Source organism: Chryseobacterium sp. B21-037 (assembly GCF_028570785.1).
In the GTDB taxonomy this organism is placed as follows: domain Bacteria; phylum Bacteroidota; class Bacteroidia; order Flavobacteriales; family Weeksellaceae; genus Chryseobacterium; species Chryseobacterium proteolyticum.
In genome coordinates, this window is record NZ_JALGCB010000001.1 from 908025 (window position 1) to 930562 (window position 22538).

Annotated in this window: 21 protein-coding genes; 9 read left to right on the plus strand and 12 right to left on the minus strand. The window is 35.7% G+C overall.

Annotation, left to right across the window (positions count from 1 at the left end; translation table 11 throughout):
- The 3 genes from MTQ00_RS03800 to MTQ00_RS03810 form a co-directional block, all read right to left on the minus strand.
- A complete protein-coding gene (locus tag MTQ00_RS03800; protein WP_172283336.1) occupies positions 1 to 966 on the minus strand; it encodes a D-2-hydroxyacid dehydrogenase in 966 nt (321 codons plus the stop codon).
- 122 nt (positions 967 to 1088) lie between these two features.
- Positions 1089 to 2153, minus strand: a complete 1065-nt coding sequence (gene serC / locus MTQ00_RS03805) for a 3-phosphoserine/phosphohydroxythreonine transaminase (protein WP_273647799.1) — start codon at positions 2151 to 2153, stop codon at positions 1089 to 1091.
- Positions 2154 to 2272: 119 nt separating this feature from the next.
- The gene (locus tag MTQ00_RS03810) at positions 2273 to 2623 is read right to left on the minus strand and encodes a 4Fe-4S binding protein (RefSeq protein WP_048510542.1); all 351 of its coding nucleotides are present in this window, start codon (positions 2621 to 2623) and stop codon (positions 2273 to 2275) included.
- 58 nt (positions 2624 to 2681) lie between these two features.
- On the opposite strand from MTQ00_RS03810, the gene MTQ00_RS03815 reads away from it, so the two are divergent.
- The 4 genes from MTQ00_RS03815 to MTQ00_RS03830 all read left to right on the plus strand — a co-directional run bounded on the left by MTQ00_RS03815 (position 2682) and on the right by MTQ00_RS03830 (position 5414).
- Complete coding sequence (locus tag MTQ00_RS03815) at positions 2682 to 3716, plus strand: acyl-CoA reductase (protein WP_273647800.1); 1035 nt, start codon at positions 2682 to 2684, stop codon at positions 3714 to 3716.
- Between the two features lie 24 nt (positions 3717 to 3740).
- Complete coding sequence (locus tag MTQ00_RS03820) at positions 3741 to 4196, plus strand: peptidylprolyl isomerase (protein ID WP_273647801.1); 456 nt, start codon at positions 3741 to 3743, stop codon at positions 4194 to 4196.
- Positions 4197 to 4225: 29 nt separating this feature from the next.
- Positions 4226 to 4912: a Bax inhibitor-1/YccA family protein gene (locus MTQ00_RS03825; RefSeq protein ID WP_273647802.1), complete on the plus strand. Its 687-nt coding sequence runs from the start codon at positions 4226 to 4228 to the stop codon at positions 4910 to 4912.
- Between the two features lie 133 nt (positions 4913 to 5045).
- The gene (locus MTQ00_RS03830; protein ID WP_172283320.1) at positions 5046 to 5414 is read left to right on the plus strand and encodes a hypothetical protein; all 369 of its coding nucleotides are present in this window, start codon (positions 5046 to 5048) and stop codon (positions 5412 to 5414) included.
- A 122-nt stretch (positions 5415 to 5536) separates the two neighbouring features.
- On the opposite strand, the gene MTQ00_RS03835 is transcribed toward MTQ00_RS03830, so the two are convergent.
- The 5 genes from MTQ00_RS03835 to MTQ00_RS03855 form a co-directional block, all read right to left on the minus strand.
- The gene (locus MTQ00_RS03835) at positions 5537 to 5785 is read right to left on the minus strand and encodes a DUF6952 family protein (RefSeq protein WP_027375263.1); all 249 of its coding nucleotides are present in this window, start codon (positions 5783 to 5785) and stop codon (positions 5537 to 5539) included.
- 2 nt (positions 5786 to 5787) lie between these two features.
- Positions 5788 to 6093, minus strand: a complete 306-nt coding sequence (locus tag MTQ00_RS03840; protein ID WP_172283318.1) for a thioredoxin family protein — start codon at positions 6091 to 6093, stop codon at positions 5788 to 5790.
- A 61-nt stretch (positions 6094 to 6154) separates the two neighbouring features.
- Complete coding sequence (locus MTQ00_RS03845) at positions 6155 to 6787, minus strand: peroxiredoxin (protein ID WP_172283316.1); 633 nt, start codon at positions 6785 to 6787, stop codon at positions 6155 to 6157.
- A 149-nt stretch (positions 6788 to 6936) separates the two neighbouring features.
- A complete protein-coding gene (locus tag MTQ00_RS03850) occupies positions 6937 to 9876 on the minus strand; it encodes a M16 family metallopeptidase (protein ID WP_273647803.1) in 2940 nt (979 codons plus the stop codon).
- Positions 9877 to 9888: 12 nt separating this feature from the next.
- On the minus strand, positions 9889 to 11082 hold the full coding sequence (locus tag MTQ00_RS03855) for a pyridoxal phosphate-dependent aminotransferase (protein WP_172283312.1): 1194 nt from the start codon (positions 11080 to 11082) through the stop codon (positions 9889 to 9891).
- A gap of 121 nt (positions 11083 to 11203) precedes the next feature.
- Here MTQ00_RS03855 and MTQ00_RS03860 point away from each other — a divergent pair, with 121 nt between their 5' ends.
- The 5 genes from MTQ00_RS03860 (at position 11204) to MTQ00_RS03880 (ending at position 16963) form a co-directional block, all read left to right on the plus strand.
- The gene (locus MTQ00_RS03860; protein WP_273647804.1) at positions 11204 to 12541 is read left to right on the plus strand and encodes a M20/M25/M40 family metallo-hydrolase; all 1338 of its coding nucleotides are present in this window, start codon (positions 11204 to 11206) and stop codon (positions 12539 to 12541) included.
- 87 nt (positions 12542 to 12628) lie between these two features.
- On the plus strand, positions 12629 to 13264 hold the full coding sequence (rsmG, locus tag MTQ00_RS03865) for a 16S rRNA (guanine(527)-N(7))-methyltransferase RsmG (RefSeq protein WP_273647805.1): 636 nt from the start codon (positions 12629 to 12631) through the stop codon (positions 13262 to 13264).
- A gap of 62 nt (positions 13265 to 13326) precedes the next feature.
- The gene (locus MTQ00_RS03870) at positions 13327 to 13731 is read left to right on the plus strand and encodes a hypothetical protein (RefSeq protein WP_273647806.1); all 405 of its coding nucleotides are present in this window, start codon (positions 13327 to 13329) and stop codon (positions 13729 to 13731) included.
- On the plus strand, positions 13731 to 14267 hold the full coding sequence (locus tag MTQ00_RS03875) for a DUF922 domain-containing protein (protein WP_273647807.1): 537 nt from the start codon (positions 13731 to 13733) through the stop codon (positions 14265 to 14267). The genes MTQ00_RS03870 and MTQ00_RS03875 overlap by 1 nt, the downstream gene beginning before the upstream one ends.
- Positions 14264 to 16963, plus strand: coding sequence for a PD-(D/E)XK nuclease family protein (locus MTQ00_RS03880; protein ID WP_273647808.1), 2700 nt, complete (start codon positions 14264 to 14266; stop codon positions 16961 to 16963). Before MTQ00_RS03875 ends, MTQ00_RS03880 begins: the two co-directional genes overlap by 4 nt.
- Before the next feature lie 110 nt (positions 16964 to 17073).
- On the opposite strand, the gene MTQ00_RS03885 is transcribed toward MTQ00_RS03880, so the two are convergent.
- The 4 genes from MTQ00_RS03885 to MTQ00_RS03900 all read right to left on the minus strand — a co-directional run bounded on the left by MTQ00_RS03885 (position 17074) and on the right by MTQ00_RS03900 (position 22521).
- On the minus strand, positions 17074 to 19017 hold the full coding sequence (locus MTQ00_RS03885) for a T9SS type A sorting domain-containing protein (RefSeq protein ID WP_273647809.1): 1944 nt from the start codon (positions 19015 to 19017) through the stop codon (positions 17074 to 17076).
- A 161-nt stretch (positions 19018 to 19178) separates the two neighbouring features.
- Positions 19179 to 20357, minus strand: coding sequence for an acyl-CoA dehydrogenase family protein (locus tag MTQ00_RS03890; RefSeq protein ID WP_273647810.1), 1179 nt, complete (start codon positions 20355 to 20357; stop codon positions 19179 to 19181).
- A gap of 159 nt (positions 20358 to 20516) precedes the next feature.
- A complete protein-coding gene (locus MTQ00_RS03895) occupies positions 20517 to 21308 on the minus strand; it encodes an NUDIX hydrolase (protein ID WP_172283297.1) in 792 nt (263 codons plus the stop codon).
- A 22-nt stretch (positions 21309 to 21330) separates the two neighbouring features.
- Positions 21331 to 22521 (minus strand): MFS transporter, encoded by a 1191-nt coding sequence (locus MTQ00_RS03900; RefSeq protein ID WP_273647811.1) that lies wholly within the window; start codon positions 22519 to 22521, stop codon positions 21331 to 21333.
- Positions 22522 to 22538: the final 17 nt, after the last annotated feature.

A 22538-nucleotide genomic window follows, 5' to 3' on the forward strand; every position in this document is an offset into this window, starting at 1 on the left:
TTATTTTATAGTTTCTTTTTGTAGCTTAATAATTTGTTCTGCAAGTTCTACCCCGATCTTTTCCTGGGCATCCACTGTATTGCCTCCTACATGAGGAGAAAGAGACAAAGATGGATTCATCAGTAAGATCAGTTCAGGAGTAGGTTCATTTTCAAAAACATCCAGTGCAGCTCCCGCCACTTTTCCGGATTCAATGAAATCAAGAAGGGAAACTTCATTGATTACCCCACCTCTTGCAGTATTTACGATATAAACACCATCTTTCATTTTCTCGAACTGATCGGTGTCTATAATATATTCATTGGTTTTAGGAGTATTGATACTTATAAAATCAGTGTCCTTATAGAAAGAATCAGAATCGTTGGTAGATGTAATTTCAAAATCCAGGGTTTGTCCGTCAAAAAAAGATAACGAAAGGGTCTTTGTTTTAGGTTTTCTCGTCAATACCTTCACCTTCATTCCTAATGCAATTCCCATTTTCACTACTTCCTGACCAATACTTCCAAAACCAATCACGCCTAATGTCTTTCCCGAAAGCTCATAGGCATTGCTGAATGACTTTTTCATTGCATCAAAATGAGTTTCTCCTTCCAAAGGCATTAATCTGTTGGATTCGTGAAGAAACCTTGCTAAGGAAAAGAAATGAGCAAATACCAGCTCGGCTACGGACTTAGAAGAAGCCGTAGGGGTATTGATGATTTGTATTCCTTTGATTTTGGCATATTCTACGTCAATATTATCCATTCCGATCCCGCCTCTTCCAATAATCTTCAAACCCGGGCAGGCATCAATAAGATCCTGTTTCACTTTGGTGGCACTTCTTACCAGCAGAACATCAACATTATTTTCGTTAATAAAATTGATGACATGATCCTGCGCAACACGGTTGTTCAGAATTTCAATTCCAGCTTCTTTTAAAGCGAGTTCTCCTGCTTTGGAAATTCCATCGTTAGCTAAAACTTTCATACTTTCTTTTATTTAAAAATCTAAAGATTTGAAAAATTTAAATATTTAAAATTGGTTCGCAAATTAATAAAATTATAATTAGCATTATAATCTTTCAATTCTTCAATTTTTTAATGCCTCAATTACTTAATGGATTTCATGACATCAACAAGAACCTGAACACTTTCAATAGGCAAGGCATTGTATAGACTTGCTCTGTAACCTCCAAGGCTTCGGTGTCCGTTTAACCCATTGATTCCTGCTGCTTTCCATGCATTATCAAAAGCTTCTTTTTTAGACTCATCGACTAATCTAAAAGAAACATTCATTAGTGAACGATCCTCTTTTACACAGAACGTTTCAAACAAAGGATTGTTATCTATTTCATCGTAAAGAAGTTTAGCTTTAGCCTCATTTCTTTTTTCTGCTGCTGCAATTCCTCCGTTTCTTTCAAGATACTGAAGTGTTAATAAAGACGCATATACCGGGAAAACCGGTGGTGTATTATACATTGATTCCTTACTGATATGTTGTTCATAATCAAAATAAGAAGGCATGTTTTCTCTTCCTGTTTTTCCCAGGATTTCTTTTTTTACAACAACCAGTGTTACACCTGCAGGTCCCATATTTTTCTGAGCTCCGGCATAGATTAAATCGAATTTAGTAAAATCCAGTTGTCTTGAAAAAATATCTGAGCTCATATCGCAAACCATCAATGTATCCACTTCGGGAAACGATTTCATCTGAGTTCCATAAATAGTATTGTTGGATGTGCAATGGAAGTAATCATAATCTGAAGAAACAGTATAGTCTTTTGGAATGAAAGAGTAATTTTCCTCTTTTGAAGAACCTACAACATCTACAGTTCCTACTTTTTTAGCTTCCTTTATAGCTCCGGCAGCCCAAGTTCCTGTATCCAGGTAAGCAGCTTTACCACCTACTTTCATAAGGTTGTATGGAACCATTGCAAACTGTAAGCTAGCACCACCACCTAAATATAATACTTCATAATCATCACCCAGGCTCATCAGCCTTTTTACAATGGCACGTGCTTCGTCCATCACCGCAACAAAATCCTTACTTCTGTGAGAAATTTCAAGGATAGATAACCCGATACCGTTGAAATCAAGAATAGCTTCTGCTGATTTTTGAAATACCTCTTCTGGTAAGATACATGGTCCTGCGCTGAAATTGTGCTTTTTGCTCATATTTTTATTTTTTTGGTTGTACAGGTGTTTTTAGAACCTGTGGTTTCACTTTATATTCTTAATAGATTTATAGAAATTATAATTAAAAAGCCGTCTCATAATTGATGAGACGGCATTTTTTATTCACCGTGTAAGAACGCTTTTTTATTTAGTAGTGCTTCTTCGGATTCTACATGATCTTCATCCGGAACACAGCAATCTACAGGACAAACTGCAGCACATTGTGGTTCTTCGTGGAATCCTTTACACTCTGTACATTTATCAGTAACAATAAAATAAACATCATCACTTACAGGTTCCTGAGGTGCATCCGCATCTACCGTTAATCCTGATGGCAATGTTACAGTACCACTTAACTCAGTACCTTCGGAAGCTTTCCAGTCTACGGCTCCTTCATATATTGCATTATTCGGGCATTCCGGTTCACAGGCTCCGCAATTAATGCATTCATCAGTTATTTTAATAGCCATCGCTAATTTTTTTAAATTTGCACAAAATTACAAAATATTCCCCAATTTTGCAGTAATTATGAATATCGAAAATCAAGTTTTAGGACTTATTAAATTAAGTGATTATATAAGAGCGTATTTAGCAAAAAGTACGGAGGAGTTCAACGAAAGTGATTCTGAATTTGAATTATTGTTGAGAAAGTCGGAAATAGAGAATCCGTGGTTTACTATTGATAATCAGAAATTTGCTTTCCGGCAATGGGCTGAATTGCTTACCGAAACGAATATAAAGGATTGGCTTAAAGACTATTCTGCATCTGAAACTTCAAAGCGGGTAGGGCTTATCCTGGCGGGAAATATTCCTCTTGTAGGTTGGCACGATGTGATCTCTGTTGTATTAAGTAATCATATTCCGGTGATCAAATTATCGTCAAAAGATCAATATATAATTCCTTTTTTATTAAAAAAATGGAGGGAATTTTCTGATAATAACGTGGAGTACGAATTTGTTGAAAGATTAGACAATTTTGATGCTGTAATTGCTACAGGAAGCAATAATACCGCGAGGTACCTGGAATACTACTTTAAAAATCATCTGAATATCATTCGTAAAAACAGGACATCGGTTGCTGTTCTGAAAGGAGATGAAACAGAAGAAGAGCTTAAGCTTCTCGCGAATGATATTTTCCAATATTTCGGATTAGGTTGCAGAAATGTCACGAGGATTTTAATTCCTGAAGATTTCCTGATCGACAGGCTTTTTGAAAGTTTTATCGATCATAAAGATATCATCAATCATCATAAGTATGCTAATAATTATGATTATAACCGCGCAATTTATCTATTGAACCAGGATAAGTTCTGGGATAATAATTTTGTGATGTTAAAAGAAGACGATAAATTGTTCAGTCCTCTTTCTGCTATCAATTTCAGCAGGTATTCTTCAATGGATGAAGTGAGAAATTTTATTGCGGAAAATGAAGAAAATATCCAATGTATTGTGGCTAAAGATGAATTAGGATTAGACTCTATTCGTTTTGGAGAAGCCCAGAATCCGGGACTGAATACATATGCAGATAATGTGGATACCATGAAGTTCCTGGAAATAGTCTAACTTTAAGCCACCAAATCTCATAGTATGAAAAAATTGCTTTTTACCATAAGCCTCTTTACCGCGTCATTTTTATTTTCACAAAAAGTTGTAGGCTTAAAAATTCAAAATGATAACAGAAAGGAATCAACAGTAGAGCTTGATAAGGATAAAATTGCATTATATAATGAAAAGTATTTTGCATTTATACAGGCTCTGAAAACTTCTGCTGATCGTGCAACAATCGATGGTTTACTTTCTGAAAAGGTAAAGACCATCGTGACTGATAAGGTATTGCAGAAGCTTAAAGACGGGATTCAGCTGGAGAAAAAAGCTGAAGTCTTTAAATCAGGTCATCAGACGTTGATGGATGGAATAAGCTATCCTTTTATTCAGTATAAATATTCTGATGATAAGTCCCCTTTGCCAAAAGATCTCATTACTGTTTTATTTGAGGAAGATGGCAGGATTATTGGAGTAAAACCTGTCGAGAAAAATAAATAAATTCATTATATTTAAAGAAAATATAAATTATGATTAAAGACGTTTTAGTAGCACAGTCTACGGATGTAGAGAAGGCTGCTTTTTACAAAAAAACCTATTTGCATGTTGCGCTTTCGATCCTTGCTTTTATTGGAGTTGAAACGATCTTATTGAAAACAGTTCCACAGGAGCTGATTTTTATGATGTTTGCTCAGAAGTATGCGTGGTTATTGATTATCGGTGTTTTCTGGCTTGCTTCCGTTTTGGCAGCCAAATGGTCGTTGTCGCAAAGCAAATCAACACAATATTTAGGGCTTGGATTTTATGTTTTATTGGAAGCTGTTATTTTCCTGCCTTTGATTTATATTGCAATGATATACTCTGGGCCTAATGTTATTTTTCAGGCGGCTATGTTAACCATTGCTATGTTTGCTGGTATATCGGCCGTAGCATTTACCTCCAAAAGGGACTTTTCATTCCTGAGAAACATCATTGTGATCGGTGGATTTATAGCAATTGGCCTTATTGTAGCCGGAATGATTTTCGGGTTCAATCTTGGACTTTGGTTTTCTGTAGGTATGGTGATTCTTGCTTCTGCAACTATTCTATACCAGACAAGTAAACTTAAAGATTCTTATGCTACAGATCAATATGTAGGTGCCGCTCTTCAACTTTTCGCTTCAATCATGCTTTTATTCTGGTATGTTTTAAGCATCCTGATGAGCAGAAGAAGCTAAATAATCAACACAATATATTCGAAAGATCCCGATGCATAACATCGGGATCTTTTAGTATATCAAAGTCTTAAAAAATGCAGGATGTCTATTTTTTTGTATTTTGGGTGCAACAACTTAATACCAAAACTTAATTATGGAAACAAAATTTGAAGGAGGAGTTAATATTGCCATAAAAATTCCTAAAAACAAATACGAACAAACGATCTCTTTTTATAAAGATATTCTCAAAATGGAGATTGAAGAGAAGCCTATCGACAACCCTACAGTATCAAGAACTCACGAAGTGAAGTTTGGCGGGAATACAGTGTGGCTTGATTGTGTGGATAATTATACCCATTCCGAAACATGGCTTGAGCTTAATGTGCCTGATGTGCCGGCAGCGATATCTCATCTCAAGAATCATCATGTAGAAACATGTGATGAATTTGAAAAAATCCCTGATAATATGCATTGGATCACAGATCCGGCAGGGACGGTTTTTATTATTAAACAGCGTGATTGATATTGTCAAAGGCTGTAAACTAAAAAAATCCTGATGTATTATCATCGGGATTTTTAGTATTTAGACATCAGGTTATCTAATCTTTAAATACTTTAATCTTTTAATTTTAAAATAAATTAAAACTATTTATCTATAGATCCTAATACCTTTTGTGCAAAAGAGTTTAAAGCATCTTTTTCGCTCATTCCGTTCTGAACATTAGCATGAACTTCTAACGCTCCACAGATATTGGTAATAAGCTCTCCTGCTACATTTAAATCTTCTTCACTTGTTCCTCTGAATTCACTGAAGCTTTCCAATACTTCAAGGGTCTTTTCCAGGTTTTCAGGGGTCTGATTCTGATAAAATTGTCTGATTACGGGTAACTTCATAATTATAATTCGTTGAAAAGGTTAATTAAACTTTCTGCCTGATTGGATTGAACCTGGTTAACAAGCGCTCCGTTTTTAAAGATTGCAAACGTAGGAAGATTATCTACTTTAGCCAATTTTCTGCTTTCAGGTAATTTCTCAGCGTCTACATAAAGAAATGGAATTGCTTCATTTTCAGAAGCCAGTTTTTTGAACTTTGGTTTCATAATTCTGCAGTTTCCGCACCATGTAGCACCGTATTGAACGACTACTTTTTCATTATCGTTTACTATATTCTGTAATGTATCTTCTGTTAACTCTGTGTACATAATTGTTGTGATTTTAATTTAAAAAAAATGGGGTCTGAAAATTCAAACCCCATTATTATTTTTAGTTTTTAGCTAAATATTCAGCGGTTGAATTTCTGTCAGCTTTCATAGCCTCTTTACCTTCTTCCCAGTTTGCAGGACAAACTTCTCCATGCTTTTGAACGTGAGTATAAGCATCTATTAGTCTTAAATATTCTTTCACGTTTCTTCCAAGTGGCATATCGTTTACAGACTCATGGAAGATTTTTCCTGTTTCGTCGATAAGATATGTTGCTCTGTAAGTTACATTAGAACCTGTAAAGCTTTCATTTCCTTCTTCATCGTATTCGAAATCCTGATCTACAATTCCTAAGATGTTTGCTAATTGTCTGTGAGTATCAGCTAAAAGAGGGTAAGTTACACCTTCGATACCTCCATTATCTTTTGCAGTGTTCAACCATGCAAAGTGTACTTCGTTAGTATCACATGAAGCTCCGATTACTTTAGTGTTTCTTTTTTCGAATTCACCTAAAGCATCCTGAAAAGCATGAAGCTCTGTAGGGCAAACAAAAGTGAAATCTTTTGGATACCAGAATAAGATAACTTTCTCCTGATTTTTAGTCGTTTGTTCAAAAATGTTGATTCTTAAATCATCACCCATTTCAGACATCGCATCGATTGTTAGATTCGGGAATTTTTTTCCTACTAAAGACATAATTTTTCTGTTTTTATATTTAAATTTTCTGTTGCAAATATAGGAATGATTTGTCTATCGAACAAATGTAAATCGATTAATAAAATCTATAATTGTTTTCAAACCGATAGAAAGAAAAAAGCTCTGAATTCAGAGCTTTTTCATTATATTTAGTAACCGAAAATTTCGTTTAAGTTGAGTTTTTTTACCTCTCCTAATTTTTTCATGTCGGCTTCATTTACTTTGTCCTGAGATGCTACAATACAGTAGGTGAAATTTTTACCTTTCATTTCCTTATCATGGAAACTGTTAATGTCTGCAAATGACAGTTGAGGAGCCTGATCATAAACATTCTTTCTGATATCAGTAGAATTGCCCAGCTTTTGAGCTCTTAAATAAGTAAAGATGATTCCGTCCTGGGTGATTCTTTCCGAAGCGATAGATTTCTTTAAACCACTTTTAGCTGTTTCAAATAGTTGTTGAGACTGTGGTAAAGTAGTGAGAAGCTCATTCATCGCTGTAGTGGACTCATTGAATTTATCTGCCTGAGTTCCTACATAAGCAGTAATCATATCTTTATCTTCTTTTTTGCTTGGAAGAGAGAAGTAAGAATAAGTAGAATAAGCCAGGGCTTTGGATTCTCTTATGGTCTGGAATACAATTGATCCCATTCCACCTCCGAAATAATTATTGAATAAGCTTACCGTAGGAGTAATCGTTGCATTGTATTGCTCTCCGTTTCTTACCCAGAAAACTTCAGCCTGAACCATGTCATAATGAGCAAATAATACTTTGGTCTTATCTGTTGGTACCTGGGTGAAAGTTTTAGACTTCGGCATATCTTTTAAGGTAGTCGGAAGCTTGTGGATGGGAGTGAGGGATGCAACGGCTTCACTTCCGGATTTCGGACCGTAATACAATACTTTGTGTTTGTAGTTGAACAAATCGTGAAGTATTTTGATCAGGTCTTCTGCTTTTAAGGCATCAAGTTCTGCATCTGTCAATACATTATTAAATGGATTTTGAGGGCCATATTGTGCGTAGCTTCTCAATCCGGCCATGATGCTGCCTTTATTCTGTTTTGCATTGGCTCTCGCTTTTTTCAATCTTGCTTTATAAGAATCTAGAGCAGCCTGGTCAGCTTCACAGTTTTTGATCAGGTCTTCGAATAAAGCTAATGTTTTATCAAAATTTTCGTTGAGACCTTCTATGGTTACATAGGTTTCCTCATTTCCGGCACCTACGCTGAAACTTGATGCAAGTTTATAGAATTCCTTGCTGATGGTTTCGGACGATTTATTTTTGGTTCCGAGGTATTGAAGGTATTCTGCTGCCAAAGGAAGCATTTTGTTGTTCCATTTTCCTGAATCGAAGTGATAATACAGCCTGAATAATTCATTATCTGTATTTTTTACAGAAAGAACATCAATACCGCCTAATTTATTTTTTGCGATGTCTTTATCGAAATTCAGCCAAACCGGTGCGATGGCCGACTCAGGCATTTCGTTGATCTTTTTCAGGAAAGGAGACTGGTCGTCTCTGTTTACAGAAACAGGAGTAATTGTAGGCTTGTCTACTTTTACAATGTTTTTATCTTCTCCTTTTCTCTTATAGATGGCAACGTAATTGTTGTCCTGAAGATATTTGGAAGCAAAGTCCATGATATCTTTTTTAGTAAGTTTCGATATCTCTTCTACATATTCCAAAGCTGCTTTGTGGTCAATATCAGAAGTGAACTCATCCATTAAAGTACTTGCTCTTGAAGAGTATTTTTCATTATTCTGAATGATATTCTTCCTTTCGTTATTTACGATAGATTGTATAAGATCATCAGAGAATTCTCCTTTTCTTAATTTATCAATCTCCTGCAGTAACAATGTTTTAACCTGATCTAAAGATTGACCTTCTGTAGGGTTTCCTTGCAGGAAGAGAACAGAGTAGTCTTTTAAAACATAAGGGAAAGCATAGGCGGCTAATAATTTTTGTTTTTTCACAAGATCAAGGTCAATAAGTCCCGCTTGCCCGTTAGTTAGCATGCTTCCTATCAGATTCAGAAGTCTGGCATCTCTTGTTGTCGCTCCCGGAAATCTGAAGCCTATCGTAATGTTTTCTGGGTTAGGGCCAAATACTTCTTTAGTGATCGGTGCAGTAATAGGCTGCTCCTGCCCAACAGTGTAAGCAGGAATCTCCTTAGGTTTCATATAGGAGAATTCTTTATCGATTTTAACGATCATTTCATCAGGATTGAAATCTCCAGACATGATGATTCCCATGTTGTTAGGAACATAATAATTGTTAAAATATTCTCTGATTGCTTTTAGAGAAGGGTTCTTTAAGTGTTCAACGGTTCCGATTGTAGTTTGTTTCCCGTAATTGTTATTTGGAAATATGGCCGCGAACATCGCTTCATAAACTTTTCTTGAATCATTATCCAGGCCGCGGTTCTTTTCTTCATAAACTGCTTCCAGCTCCGTATGGAAAAGCCTTAAAATGGGTTGTCTGAATCTTTCTGCCTGAACAGCTAAGAATTTATCGGTAACATTTGAAGGGATGTCTTCCGTATACACCGTTTGTTCAAATGATGTAAAAGCATTGGTACCATCTGCTCCCATTCCTGACATCATCTTATCATATTCATTGGCAATGGCATATTTCGCTGCCTCTCCGGATACTTTGTCTATTTCTTTGTAGATCTCTTTTCTCTTGGCTTCATCCTTTGTCTGATTGTATTTTTCATACAATGCATCGATCTGATCCAGCAGAGGTTTTTCTTTTGCCCAGTCTTTGGATCCGAACTTGTCGGTACCTTTAAAAAGCATGTGTTCAAGGTAATGGGCTAAACCTGTATGGTCAGCAGGGTCGGTTTTGCTCCCTGCTTTGGTAGCAATATACGTCTGGATTCTTGGGTCCTTTTTGGTTGGACTTAAAATAACAGTTAAGCCGTTTTTCAGTTTATAATATCTTGCGGCGGTTGGGTCATTGGTTACATATCGGTAAGTATAACCGTTGGCCGTAGCTTCTTTCCACTGGAAATCCTGTGCATGAACATAGCCCGTAAAACTAGCTGCTGCAATGCTAGTTGCAATAGTGATTCTCTTTAATAAATTCATCGGTTGGTATTGTTAGTTAAATTTCTCTAATAGTTCCTTGATTCTTCTCATGGCCTCTCGTAGATCATCTTCTGATGCAGCATAAGAGAATCTGATGCATTCAGGGCTTCCAAAGGAAACACCGCCAACGCATCCTACATGGGCATTTTCTAAAATAAACATAGCAAAATCATCAGCATCTTTAATTTCGGTTCCGTTCAAAGTTTTGCCTATATAGTAAGAAATATCCGGAAAGAAATAGAAGGCTGCTTTAGGCAAAAGAACCTTGAATCCAGGGATCTCAGTGATCAGATCATAGACAAGATCTCTTCTTTTTTTGAAGGCATCGATCATGTATCTGTATTCTGAAGGGTCTGTTTTCAGAGCGGTAATAGAAGCTCTCTGGGCCATTGTATTGGCTCCGCTGGTCATTTGTCCCTGAACTTTTTCACAAGCTTTCGCCAACCATTCAGGACATGCGGAATATCCTATTCTCCAGCCTGTCATCGCAAAAGCTTTGGACATTCCGTTGATTACGGCTGTTTGCTCATATACTTCAGGAAACTGGGCAATAGATGCTGTTTTAGTTTCATAGTTGATAAACTCGTAGATTTCATCAGAAATCACAGTGACATGAGGGTATTTAGCAATGACTTTAGCCAGGGATTTTAATTCGTCGTAAGTGTAATATCCACCGGAAGGATTACAAGGTGAACTGAATAAAACAGCTTTGGTTTTATCTGTAATCGCTTCTTCCAGCTGTTCGGCAGTGATTTTGAAATCAGTTACATAAGAGGTTGGAACCATAACGGAATTTCCGCCCATCATTTTTACCATTTCGTCATAACTTACCCAATACGGTGTTGGAAGGATCACTTCATCTCCGTCATTGATGATGGCAGCCAGAACATTTAAAATAGCTTGTTTGGCACCATTGGAAACACATATTTGTGTAGGTTTATATTCTAAATGATTATCTCTTTTTAATTTATATGCAATAGCTTCACGAAGCTCCAGAAAGCCCGGAACAGGAGAGTAATGACTGTAATTTTGATTAATGGCATCAAAAGCCGCTTGTTTTATATTGTCGGGAACATCAAAATCCGGTTCGCCAAGTGTTAAGCTGATAACGTCTATTCCGTTGGCTTTCATTTCTCTAGCCTTATTAGACATTACAAAAGTCTGCGAGTATCCAAGTCTTTTTACTCTATCTGAAAGTTTGTCCATGTAATATTTTTGTATTGTAACAAAAATATATAATAAAACTTAATTTAAATATAATATTAAAATAAAAAAAGCTTCTCAAGCTGTACGTTTTGTATATTTAAATCATCTTACATTTAATCTTATGAAATATTCTGTTCTTCTGCTGTTGATTCCGTTTATAGGTTTTTCACAAATACCTGAAAAAGACGGTGAAATAAAAAAATATGTTTCCGAGGTAAACTCAGATTCCCTGAAAAGTTATATCAACAGTCTTGTAAGTTTTAATACAAGACATACGTTAAGCAAGATAAATGATCCGGAAAATGGGATAGGAGCGGCAAGGACCTGGGTTTTAAGTAAGTTTAAAGAATTTGCAAAAAATTCAGGGGGAAGAATGGAAGTTTATTTGCAGCAGCAAGATATTCAGCCGGATGGAAAAAGGGTAGATCAGGTGACTAATCTTGGGAATGCGTGTGCTTTTTTAAGGGGGACTGACCCTGATGACAAAAGGGTTTTCCTGATTTCAGGACATCTAGATTCTCGTGTTACGGATGTGATGAACAGGACATCGTTTGCTCCAGGGGCAAATGACGATGGAAGTGGAGTAAGTGCTGTGATAGAAGCGGCAAGGGTTCTCAGCAGATCCAAGTTTCCGGCATCTGTTATTTTCGTTGCTTTTTCCGGAGAAGAACAGTCGCTGCTTGGTTCTAAATTATTAGCAGAGAAAATGAAAAAGGAGAATGTGCAATTAGAAGCTGTTTTGAATAATGATATGATAGGAAATGCCAAAGCGGGAGAGACTGGTGAAATCAATGATTACACACTGCGGGTGTTCAGTGAAGGATTGCCTTATGCTGACCTGGATAAAAAAGCTTTGGGATTAAGAAATCTGGGCTTGGAAAATGATGGCGAATCCCGTCAGTTAGCGAGATACATTAAGGAGGTTGCTGAAAAATATGTGAAAAAACTTGAAGTAAAGCTGATCTACAGAAATGACAGGTTTTTACGTGGAGGAGATCATTCGAGCTTTGTGAACTATGGATTTCCTTCTGTAAGATTGACGGAATATTATGAAAATTATGATCACCAGCATCAGGATATAAGAAAAGAAAATAATAAGCAATATGGTGATCTTCCTGAGTTTATTGATTTTAATTATTTACGAAAGAATGTAGCTGCCAACGTTGCTGTATTAGCCAGTCTTGCTAAATCTGCATCAAAGCCCGAGCAGGTTGAAATAGAAGTTAAAGAACTTACCAACTCTACTGTTCTGCATTGGAAAAAACCAAAATCGGGACTGGCTGCAGGTTACTATGTGTTAGTGAGAGAAACAGATAATCCCTTGTGGCAGAAGAAAATATTTACCAAGGAGCTTTCACTGAAAATCCCGCTCTCAAAAGACAACTATATTTTTGCAGTACAAACCGTGAATACAAGCGGAAACGTAAGTGTACCGGTGATACCCGCTATTGCAAAATAATCTTATTGGCTTAAAAACCCTGATTTAGGCGACTTAATTTGAATACAACGTGAAATAAACTTATTTTTGCAAATTATAATAATTCTTATGTCTATATCGTTACTATTAAAATATTTTCCGGATCTCACAGAAAATCAGATACAACAATTTACTCAATTGGAAAGTCTCTATAATGAGTGGAATGAAAAAATCAATGTGATTTCCAGAAAAGATATGGAATCTTTATATGAAAAGCATATCCTGCATTCATTAGGGATTGCTAAAGTAATGGAGTTTTCTCCCGGAACCCGGGTTCTTGATATTGGAACGGGAGGTGGTTTTCCCGGAATTCCTTTAGCTATTTTATTTCCGGATTCTCAATTTACACTCATAGATTCCATCGGTAAGAAGATCAGTGTTGTAAATGCTGTTGCAGAAGGAGTAGGACTTACTAATGTTACTGCAATCCATGGTAGAGCTGAGAAATTAAAAGAAAAATTTCACTTTGTAGTAAGCCGGGCGGTTACTCAAATGCCTGAATTCCTAAGATGGTTGAAAGGTAAATTTGAAAAAGAACAATTTAATGCAAAGCATAATGGGGTGCTATATCTGAAAGGAGGAGATCTCGCTGAAGAACTCGCCGGTTTGAAGTGTGAAATTTATAATCTTAATACTTATTTTAAAGAAGAGTTTTTTGATACCAAAAAAGTAGTTTATTTATCGAAAGGAAATTTTAATTCTTAATTTTCGTTAACAAAGGAATAATTTTTGCTAAATATTTATTAATAATCGAAAAATATTGTGTTATGAAAAGACTTTTAAATATTGGGTTTTCTGCAATAATTTTAGGGATAGTTGTTGCTTCCTGTCATGATGATGATTATGAATCCATACAATCTATTGATAAGGTAAAAATTGATAGTGTAAAAATTTCTAAAGACACGATGAACGTTTTTGATATTCAGCATATAAAAACTTATTCTTCTTATGTGTCACAATGTGAAGGCTTCTATGGCTATGATTACATTCACAGTGATAATTTAACCAGAACGGTTACTGCTTATAAATTCCGAACTGATGCTCAATGTTCACAATCTACCCATCAGGGTATGAATCAGATCAATTTCAATCCTCAGCAGACCGGAACTTATACCTTTAAATTCTGGCAGGGAACGAACAGCTGGATCACCAAAACCATCGTAGTGAAATAATGAAGTGGACCATCTTTATTTGTCTTTTGGTATCCGTTCAGATATTCGGTCAGAAAATTATCTGGAAAGAAGATCAGAAGCTTACCTGGGATGATTTTAAAAGTCCGGTGAGCAGAAAAAGCAATAAAGATGTAGTTGCCTATACCCATTGTGGTTGGGAATATTCCGTTGTCACTTCCTCCAACCCTGCATCTCCTGTGAAAATTGAAGTTCTAACTATTTTCAATAAAGATAAGTCGTGGAAAGATGTAAAAAGGATCAATGATTATGTGTTACTCCACGAGCAAAAGCATTTTGATATTGCTGAACTATATGCCAGAAAGCTTCGGAAAGAAGTAATGGAAAACATTAAAACCGCAGGTGATTACCAGAAAAAATTCAAAGCTATTTATGACAGGGTGTTGCATGAATACAGAGATTTCCAGATTGCCTATGACAAAGAAACACAAAATGGAATGAATAAGGAAAAGCAAGCTGAATATAATACCAGTATAACGGAACAGTTAGACCAATTAAATAGCTATAAAAAGTCTTGAAATTTCTCAATAAAATCATTCACGAACTCTTAGCCCAAAATACAGATTTATCCGTATTTAATATTGTTATTCCCGGAAAAAGGCCCATTGTTTTTATCCGTCAGATCCTTGAGGAAAATAATTATTCAGGATTTCTGCCCAACTTTTATACGATAGAGGAACTTATTGACCGTATTGCGGATAAGCAACCCATTCAGGGGATTGCCCTGTGGCTTTTTGCGTTTGATGTCTATAAAAGTCTTAACCTGATTCCCAATGATAATTTCTCTGACTTTCTGAAGTGGTTTCCTACTTTACAAAAAGACTGGGATGATATTTTGAAATTTTCGGATAGTGATGAAGTAGTACTCCAGTATATGTTTGATGAAGAGAGGATCAAGGAATGGGCTCAGAATTTAGGAGAAGATGATGATGTTCCAAGGAAAAAGTTCCTTAATTTCTGGAGGAATATGAATATTTTTCTTCCTGTTTTAAAAAAGAAATTACAGGAAAGGAATTGGGCTACTTCAGGAATGATCCATGAAACAGCTAAAGCTAAAATAAACGATTTCGCCAAGGCGACCGACCAGCAGTTTGTATTCTGTGGGTTTAATGCTTTCACTCCTGTAGAAGAAAAGCTGGTGAGAAGTTTGCTCCAATGGGATAAAGGACAGTGCTTTTTCCAGGCGGATCATTACTATTTCGATGATGAAAGACAAGAAGCCGGAAAGTTTCTGAGAAATCATAAGTTGTGGAAGGAGTTTAATGACAGCAGGGCTTTTCAGTGGATCGAAGATGATTTTAACCAACCTAAAAACATCAAAGTTTATGAAGTATCCGGTAATGTAACTCAAACAAAAATACTGCCTGAAATATTCAGTGAAATTGAGAACAAAACCTATTCGAATACTGCATTGGTGCTGCTGGATGAAAATCTGCTTCCGGCAAGTCTGGATGTTATGCATGGTATTGACCATCTGAATATTACCATGGGGTTTCCTCTGAAGAATCTCTCTTTTTCCAATGCTGTCAAACAGCTTTTCTATCTCCAGAAACAATTGGAAAAAAATAAATCCTCATATTATTACAGGGATTTGTTTCCCATCCTCGAAGAGCTCCCGAAATCACCTGAGGATGAACAGATTATCAACCATTTTAAAGCAAGGATAGAAGAGAGAAATATCGTTTATATATCCCAGAAGCTATTACGGGAACTTTTAAGCGGACTCTCTTATTTTCATTTACTTCAAAAGGCAGATTCAACAGGACGATACCTTGACATGCTTATTGATTTTTGTAAGAAGATTAAATGGTTGGAAATAGATGATATCCAATATGAAAATGTTTCCCATTTTGAAAATGCATTCAGGATCATTAAAAATCAGGTGACCCCTTATGATTTTGAGATTAAGATGGAAACGCTTGAAATACTTATTAATCAGCATATTAATTCCGAGAGTATCGACTTTCAGGGAGAGCCTTTAAGAGGATTGCAGATCATGGGATTGCTGGAAACCAGGCTTTTAAATTTTGAGAACGTGATTCTGCTATCTGTAAATGAAGGAAAGCTGCCATTAGGAAATTCGCAGAATACTTATATTCCTTTTGATATAAGGAAGTTCTTTGATCTTCACACCTTTTTGGAAAATGATAGTATTTATGCCTACCATTTTTACAGGCTGATTCAGGATGCTCAGAATGTACATCTTTTATTCAATGCTTTAAGTTCAGGCGTTAATAGTGGTGAAAAAAGCCGTTTTATTACCCAGATTGAAATGGAAAGCTCACACAATATCGAGCACCTGATTATAGAAAATTCCTCCGAACCCATTTCCTCTCAGCCTATTGAAATCAATAAAACGGATATTGTTCTGGAAAGACTTGAAAAATGGAAAGAAAAAGTATCTGCTTCCCATTTGACGAGTTACCTTTATAATCCTATCGATTTTTATTTATCAAAGATTTTAAATACATCGGAAACTGATGAAATCGAAGAAGAATTGTCTGTTAAAAATTACGGAAATCTGGTTCATTATTCACTTCAAGAAATATATGAAGTACTTAAAGGTAAGATATTAAAAGAAAATGATTTAAAAGAATCAATTAAAGCAATAGATCAATATATCGATATAGCAATTGAAAAGCTTAAACACCAGCCGGAATTCTATGAAAAGGGAATGAATTTTATCCATAAAGCAATTGCAAAAAAAGTAATTGAAAGCATTCTTACTTACGATCTGGATCTTGTAAAGTCAGGAAACAAACTGGAAATTATTGCCATCGAAAGAAGGTTTGAGAATGTGGATTTTTATCTGGACGACATCACAAAAGATAAAGTTTCTTTCTTTGGATTTATAGACCGCATAGACCGCCTCAACGGAACTGTAAGGATTATCGATTACAAGACCGCAAAAATTAAAAATCTGATCGTAAAAATTGATGCTGATAATGTAGATGCCTATTTTCATAACAGCGACAGAAAACAGGCTCTTCAGTTGTGTATTTATCAGTATGTAATTCAAAGTCTTCCTGAATTCTGGGGTTTTCCTGTTGAAACCGGGATCTGGAGTTTCGCAGAGGCAAAAAAAGGGGTTGTTTCCCTGCAATTTGAAAAAGGTGGTATTGATGAAGCTATGAAATCGGTACGTAGTCTTATTCTTGAAATTCTTAACCCTGAGGTTAGTTTTAAAGAAAATATCAAATCATTTACTAATTAAGCTGAATGAATGCTGATGTTCACAGAGTTCTTCCTATAAAAAAAGCTGCCTTATATATGTAATATAAGGCAGCTTTGGAATCAATATAATTTGAAATGAAGAAAGTAATGTTATAATTTTATTTTCTTGTGAATAGTTTTTCCATCAGATAGGGTTACCTGCGTTACATACACTCCCGGCTCCAAAGATTTGGATTCAAAGCTGGAGGCAGTAAGATCCACATTTTGTATTAATGTTCCTGAAATGGAATAAATATGAATGTTTTTCAGGCCATTTTTGGCGCGGACTTTAATCTGATTATTTTGAGAGAATATATCAGTACTGTTTTCTACATTATTTCCGGTGATGCTCTTATTGAACTGAAGACCATAGAATTCTGTTAAGACTTCAAATGTGTAATTTTTTGATTCTAAGGTATTTGTGTTAATTCCGCCTTCTCTTGTATATTCTTTTTGAGGAATTGTTTTAACAAGGCTTCTATTCTCATCAAATATATTAATAGCCATCAACTCATCAGGATTGATCTTTAAACTGATTATATTATTGTTTTCGGAATTTACAATATCCTTTTCGTTAATAGGAGTTGGGGCATTTTTGATATACGAGATCCATTTATTTTCATCGTTTTGAGATACTTTTAGTAGATATACACCATCTTGTAAAGTGCCTAAATTCTGATGAGTTAATGAGTTTCCTTGAGAATTATCTTTGTTAAAATCTTTTATTTCAATCACTTCCATAGATCCTGAATTAGGTTGTATCTGTGACGAATAAAGAGGATTTAGCTTTGGTTGTGAATCAGCGGACTTTGAAGTGATTTTCGCCCATTCATTAAAAAGCCCACCGCTCCTGAGGGTATTAAATTTTGCATTAGATGCCAGAACAAATGGAACTATTCCTCCAACATGTCCCAGAGGGCCCCAGTAAAAAGACTGAAGCTTATATTTATCCAGATCCCACCATGAGTAATAGCCTCTTTGTACATCAATCGTTTTTGATGTATTTTCAGGTGGGATCGCAAGATCTACACTTGAGTGCCCTAAAGTCATAGGCGTTTTGTTATACCAGTCATAAACATCATTTGATTTTAAACAAAGTCTGAGTTTATTATTGTTGTTATTAGTAACGTCATTCACAAAATTATTTGTGAAAAGTTTTCTCCAGATGAGAGGTCCCCATAATAACCCTCCATTATCCTGCAGGACATGATAATTATACTTATCCATATATTCCGCGGAGATAACCTCTGAAATACTGGTGTTATATGTTTTATATCCTATGTTGTTACAGGTATTTACTACGTTGGCCAGGAAAGAAGTAAATGGATAGACATCTTTTTCTAAAACCCCTTTTTGCAGTGTAACTCCTGAAAAATCATACGGCCCGTCACCCATGTAGGCATACTTGAATTTCAATTGAGTGGGATTCGAATCGTTCAGCTTTTTTAAAGTAGACATTGCAGCGTGTGCTCCCTGGGAATATCCTGTCAGAAAATATTCATCATATCGTTTTATCCCTAACTGTGCTAATACTTTATTGGCAGCTGTTACAAAATCGATAGTTGCGCTGGCTTCAGTAGGGTAATGGACATAAGGATGAACGCCATCACCACTTCCCATTCCCACATAGTCCGGAGCCATAAGGATATATCCATTCAGTACATAGGATAATTCAACAACAAATCCTGCGTATAATACACCCCTTAAATTAGAAGGAACATTATTTCTGCTGTCTGTTGTTCCATGGTCGGAAACAACGGTAGAAAGTTTGTAGTTAACGTTAGGGTACATAACCAGACCGGTTGCTTTTACCAGTGTATTGTTTTCATTTTTAGTGTAGTAAGTAATTTTGTACGCTTTCAAACCCACATTAAATCCATTAAGATAACTTACAAAATCAGGAGCATTTTGTTCTCCAAGGTTATTGGCGATAAAATTGATAACTCCCTGGGGAGTTAAATCCAGCTTTTGTTCAAAACTGGCTACGTCTCCTGCCTGCTGAGAAAAGTAAAATGGAGCAGCAAGTCCAAGCAATAAAAGAGTAATTTTTTTCATAATGACAATTTTTGGTTAGGTTAATATAGAATTTTTAAAAATTAAATTCACCTTGTTGAGATATCAATAATTATTCATTGAATAGTAGTATTGCAATTATTACAAAATAAAAGCGTCCGGTCAGCTGACCGGACGCTTTATACATCTCTATTATTTTATACTTAGAAAGCATTAATACCAGTAATATCCATTCCGGTAATTAACAGGTGAACATCGTGGGTTCCCTCATAAGTAATTACCGATTCAAGGTTTGCAGCGTGTCTCATCATTGGGAATTCCCCCATGATTCCCATTCCTCCTAAAATCTGACGGGATTCTCTGGCGATATCTATAGCCATTTTTACGTTATTTCTTTTAGCCATTGAAATCTGTGCAGGACTTGCTTTGTGATCGTTTTTAAGATTTCCTAACTGTAAACAAAGCAATTGTGCTTTTGTAATTTCTGTCAAAAATTCAGCTAATTTTTTCTGTTGTAGCTGATAAGATCCGATTGGATTGCCAAATTGTTTTCTCTCTTTAGAATACTGAACAGCAGTACAGTAGCAGTCAATTGCTGCCCCGATTACTCCCCAGGAAATCCCGTATCTTGCCGAGTTAAGGCAAGAAAGAGGTCCCTTTAATCCCGTTACTCCAGGAAGAAGGTTTTCTTTTGGAACCTTTACATTATTGAATACCAATTCTCCGGTTTTAGAAGCTCTCAAACTCCACTTATTATGTGTTTCAGGAGTCGTAAATCCTTCCATTCCTCTTTCAACGATTAATCCCTGAATTTTTCCTTCTTCATTTTTAGCCCAAACTACCGCAATATCGCATAAAGGAGAGTTTGTGATCCACATTTTCGCACCATTCAGAAGATAATGATCTCCCATATCTTTAAAATAGGTTTCCATAGAGCCGGGATCTGATCCATGGTTAGGCTCCGTTAATCCAAAAGATCCGATCATGTCTCCGGATGCCAGCTGAGGAAGGTATTTTCTTTTCTGTTCCTCAGAACCAAATTCATTAATAGGAAACATCACCAAAGAACTTTGTACAGAAGCGGCAGAACGAACTGCTGAATCTCCTCTTTCCAATTCCTGCATGATAAGACCATAAGAGATCTGATCTAATCCGGAACCACCGTATTCTACCGGAATGTATGGACCAAGCGCACCTATTTTCCCTAATTCTTTCATTAAACCAGGTAAATCTGTATGATTTTGAGCAGCATGATCTATCTGAGGCATTACAAAGCTTTCTACCCAATCCCTTATAGATTGGCGGATTAGCTTGTGTTCTTCGGTAAGTAAGGCATCAATTCCGTAATAGTCAGGAATACTTGTAAGAGGATAATATGACATTTTTTAAATTTTCCTAAAAATAGCATTTTTCGCGATTTCAGAAAAATTTTTTTTGCTTGCTTTATTTCAGCCTATTTTTTTAATGTACCTGCAGGACATATAGAATTACGCCAACTTTTTAGGATGACGATAATCTAAGCTTTAAATAAGAACGTTGAATTATTCCTCTTCCTCTTCGTTGGAAATAGGATAGTGGTTGGCGGAATTATGGATTTTATTCTTAAATTTATAGAGATAAGGCGCTTTGTTGGCAGAGCCATCATATAGTTTTTCCAGTCTTTCAAGAATATTTAGGCTTAATATTTTACGCTGAAAATTATTCCTTCTGAATTTCTGGCCTAAAATGGTTTCGTACAATGACTGCAAGTCCTTCATGGTAAATTTCAACGGTAATAAATTGCTGGCAGCCACCTCGGTATTGATATTCATTCGAAGGTATTCCAATCCTGTTTCAATAATTTTATCATGATCAAATGCCATTTTAGGCAGGTTGTTCACTTCAAACCATTCACAGGTTTCATTAAAAGCGTCCGGAAAAGTATTGGCAAGGGAAAAGTCAATAAGACTGCAATATCCTACAGTGATGAACCTTTGAAATATCCAGTGATTTCTTGGTACTTCTATGCCTTTATTTTTAAGCAGGATCTGGTGGACATTGTTTTCCGTACGGTCTATCCTTCCAAAGGTATGGAACTGTTTCAGGAAAATGTCCTTCAGGTGGGTTCTTTCGTAAAGTACACGTTGAGCAGCCTCTCTCAGATCTTCATCATTAAACACAAATCCGCCGGGAAGTGACCAGAGATCTAAATCATGATATTTTAAGAGCAGAACTTTCAGGATATTATTGTGAAAACCAAATATGGTACAGTCCACTGAAATGTGGGCTACAAAGTCTTTAGTATCAATAAGCTCCTTAAGCGTTTCTTTATTTTTTGAATCCTTGATTTCCATGGGAGTAAAAATAAAATTATTTTCAATATGTTTTTTTAATAAGTTTAAAATAAATCAAACTTATTGAAAAAAGGACAGTTACAATAAATAAAATGTATAGTGGATAGTACGTTAGTAATTGATTTTCAAAGAGTAGTGATATAACGATAGAACTTACTGAACTTCCCAAAGACGAAAAAATAACGATTAATGAAGTAAAAAGATTCGTTTTTTCTTTATCCACCTGAACAATCATTTTGGAATTAAGAACCGGATAGAGAGGAGAAAGAAACAATCCTATAACAGGAAATAAAAATAAAATGACCTTTGAATCTTCAGAATCAAGGTATTGTATTCCTAAAATACCTGCTAACACGAAAATAATAAACAGTAAGCAGAAGATATAATATTTTGAAAGATGAAAACGATGGATAACGTTCGCGGTGATTGTTCTTCCTACATAAGAGAAAAGAGCTAAAAAGGAAGATGCCTGAAGGGCAAAGAACGAATTGACCTTCAAATGGTTTTTATAAAATGAAGGTAACCAGGAATTAAAGCTTTGCTCAACAAATACAATGGAAAAGACAACAACCAGAAATACAACAATAGAAGGAGTTATAAATCCTGACAGGTCGGAAAGAAAGGTTTTATTTTCAAAATTCTTTTCCGGTTCAGCGATCTCCAATCTTGAAAACAAAATAATGGTAACAAAGGAGAGGAAGGAAATTCCGATAAACCCAAACTTCCAGTATTCCGAATATTGACTGGAGATCAGCCACCCAAACCCCGTATTGACCACAAAGATCCCGATCATGAATGATGCTTCTACATTACTCATGGTTTTGGTAAGGGATTTTTCATCGGAAATATTATTTCTGATAATTCCGAAAACACAAATCTTCCCTATGGCAAAGCATGTCCCTATAATAGCAAACCAAAGCTTATAAAACCAGAATACTTTTACGAAGGGGAGAATTGATGAACAGATTCCTACAATAATCAGAGCAAAGATCAAAGCTTTTTTTGTCCCGATTCTGCTTATAAAATTGACGGCAAAAAGAGAAAAAAAGGCAATTGGTAAATCTTTGAAAGATTCTAAAAGTCCCAATTTTTCATAAGTGATTTTGGCTTCGGAAAGTTGCAAGATAACAATACCCATGCAGTTTAAGACCATAGAGAAAATGAGGAAGGTAAGTTTTAACGGAAGTGAAATATTGTGAAGCTTGCTCGTCATTTTGGGGATTAATTTTA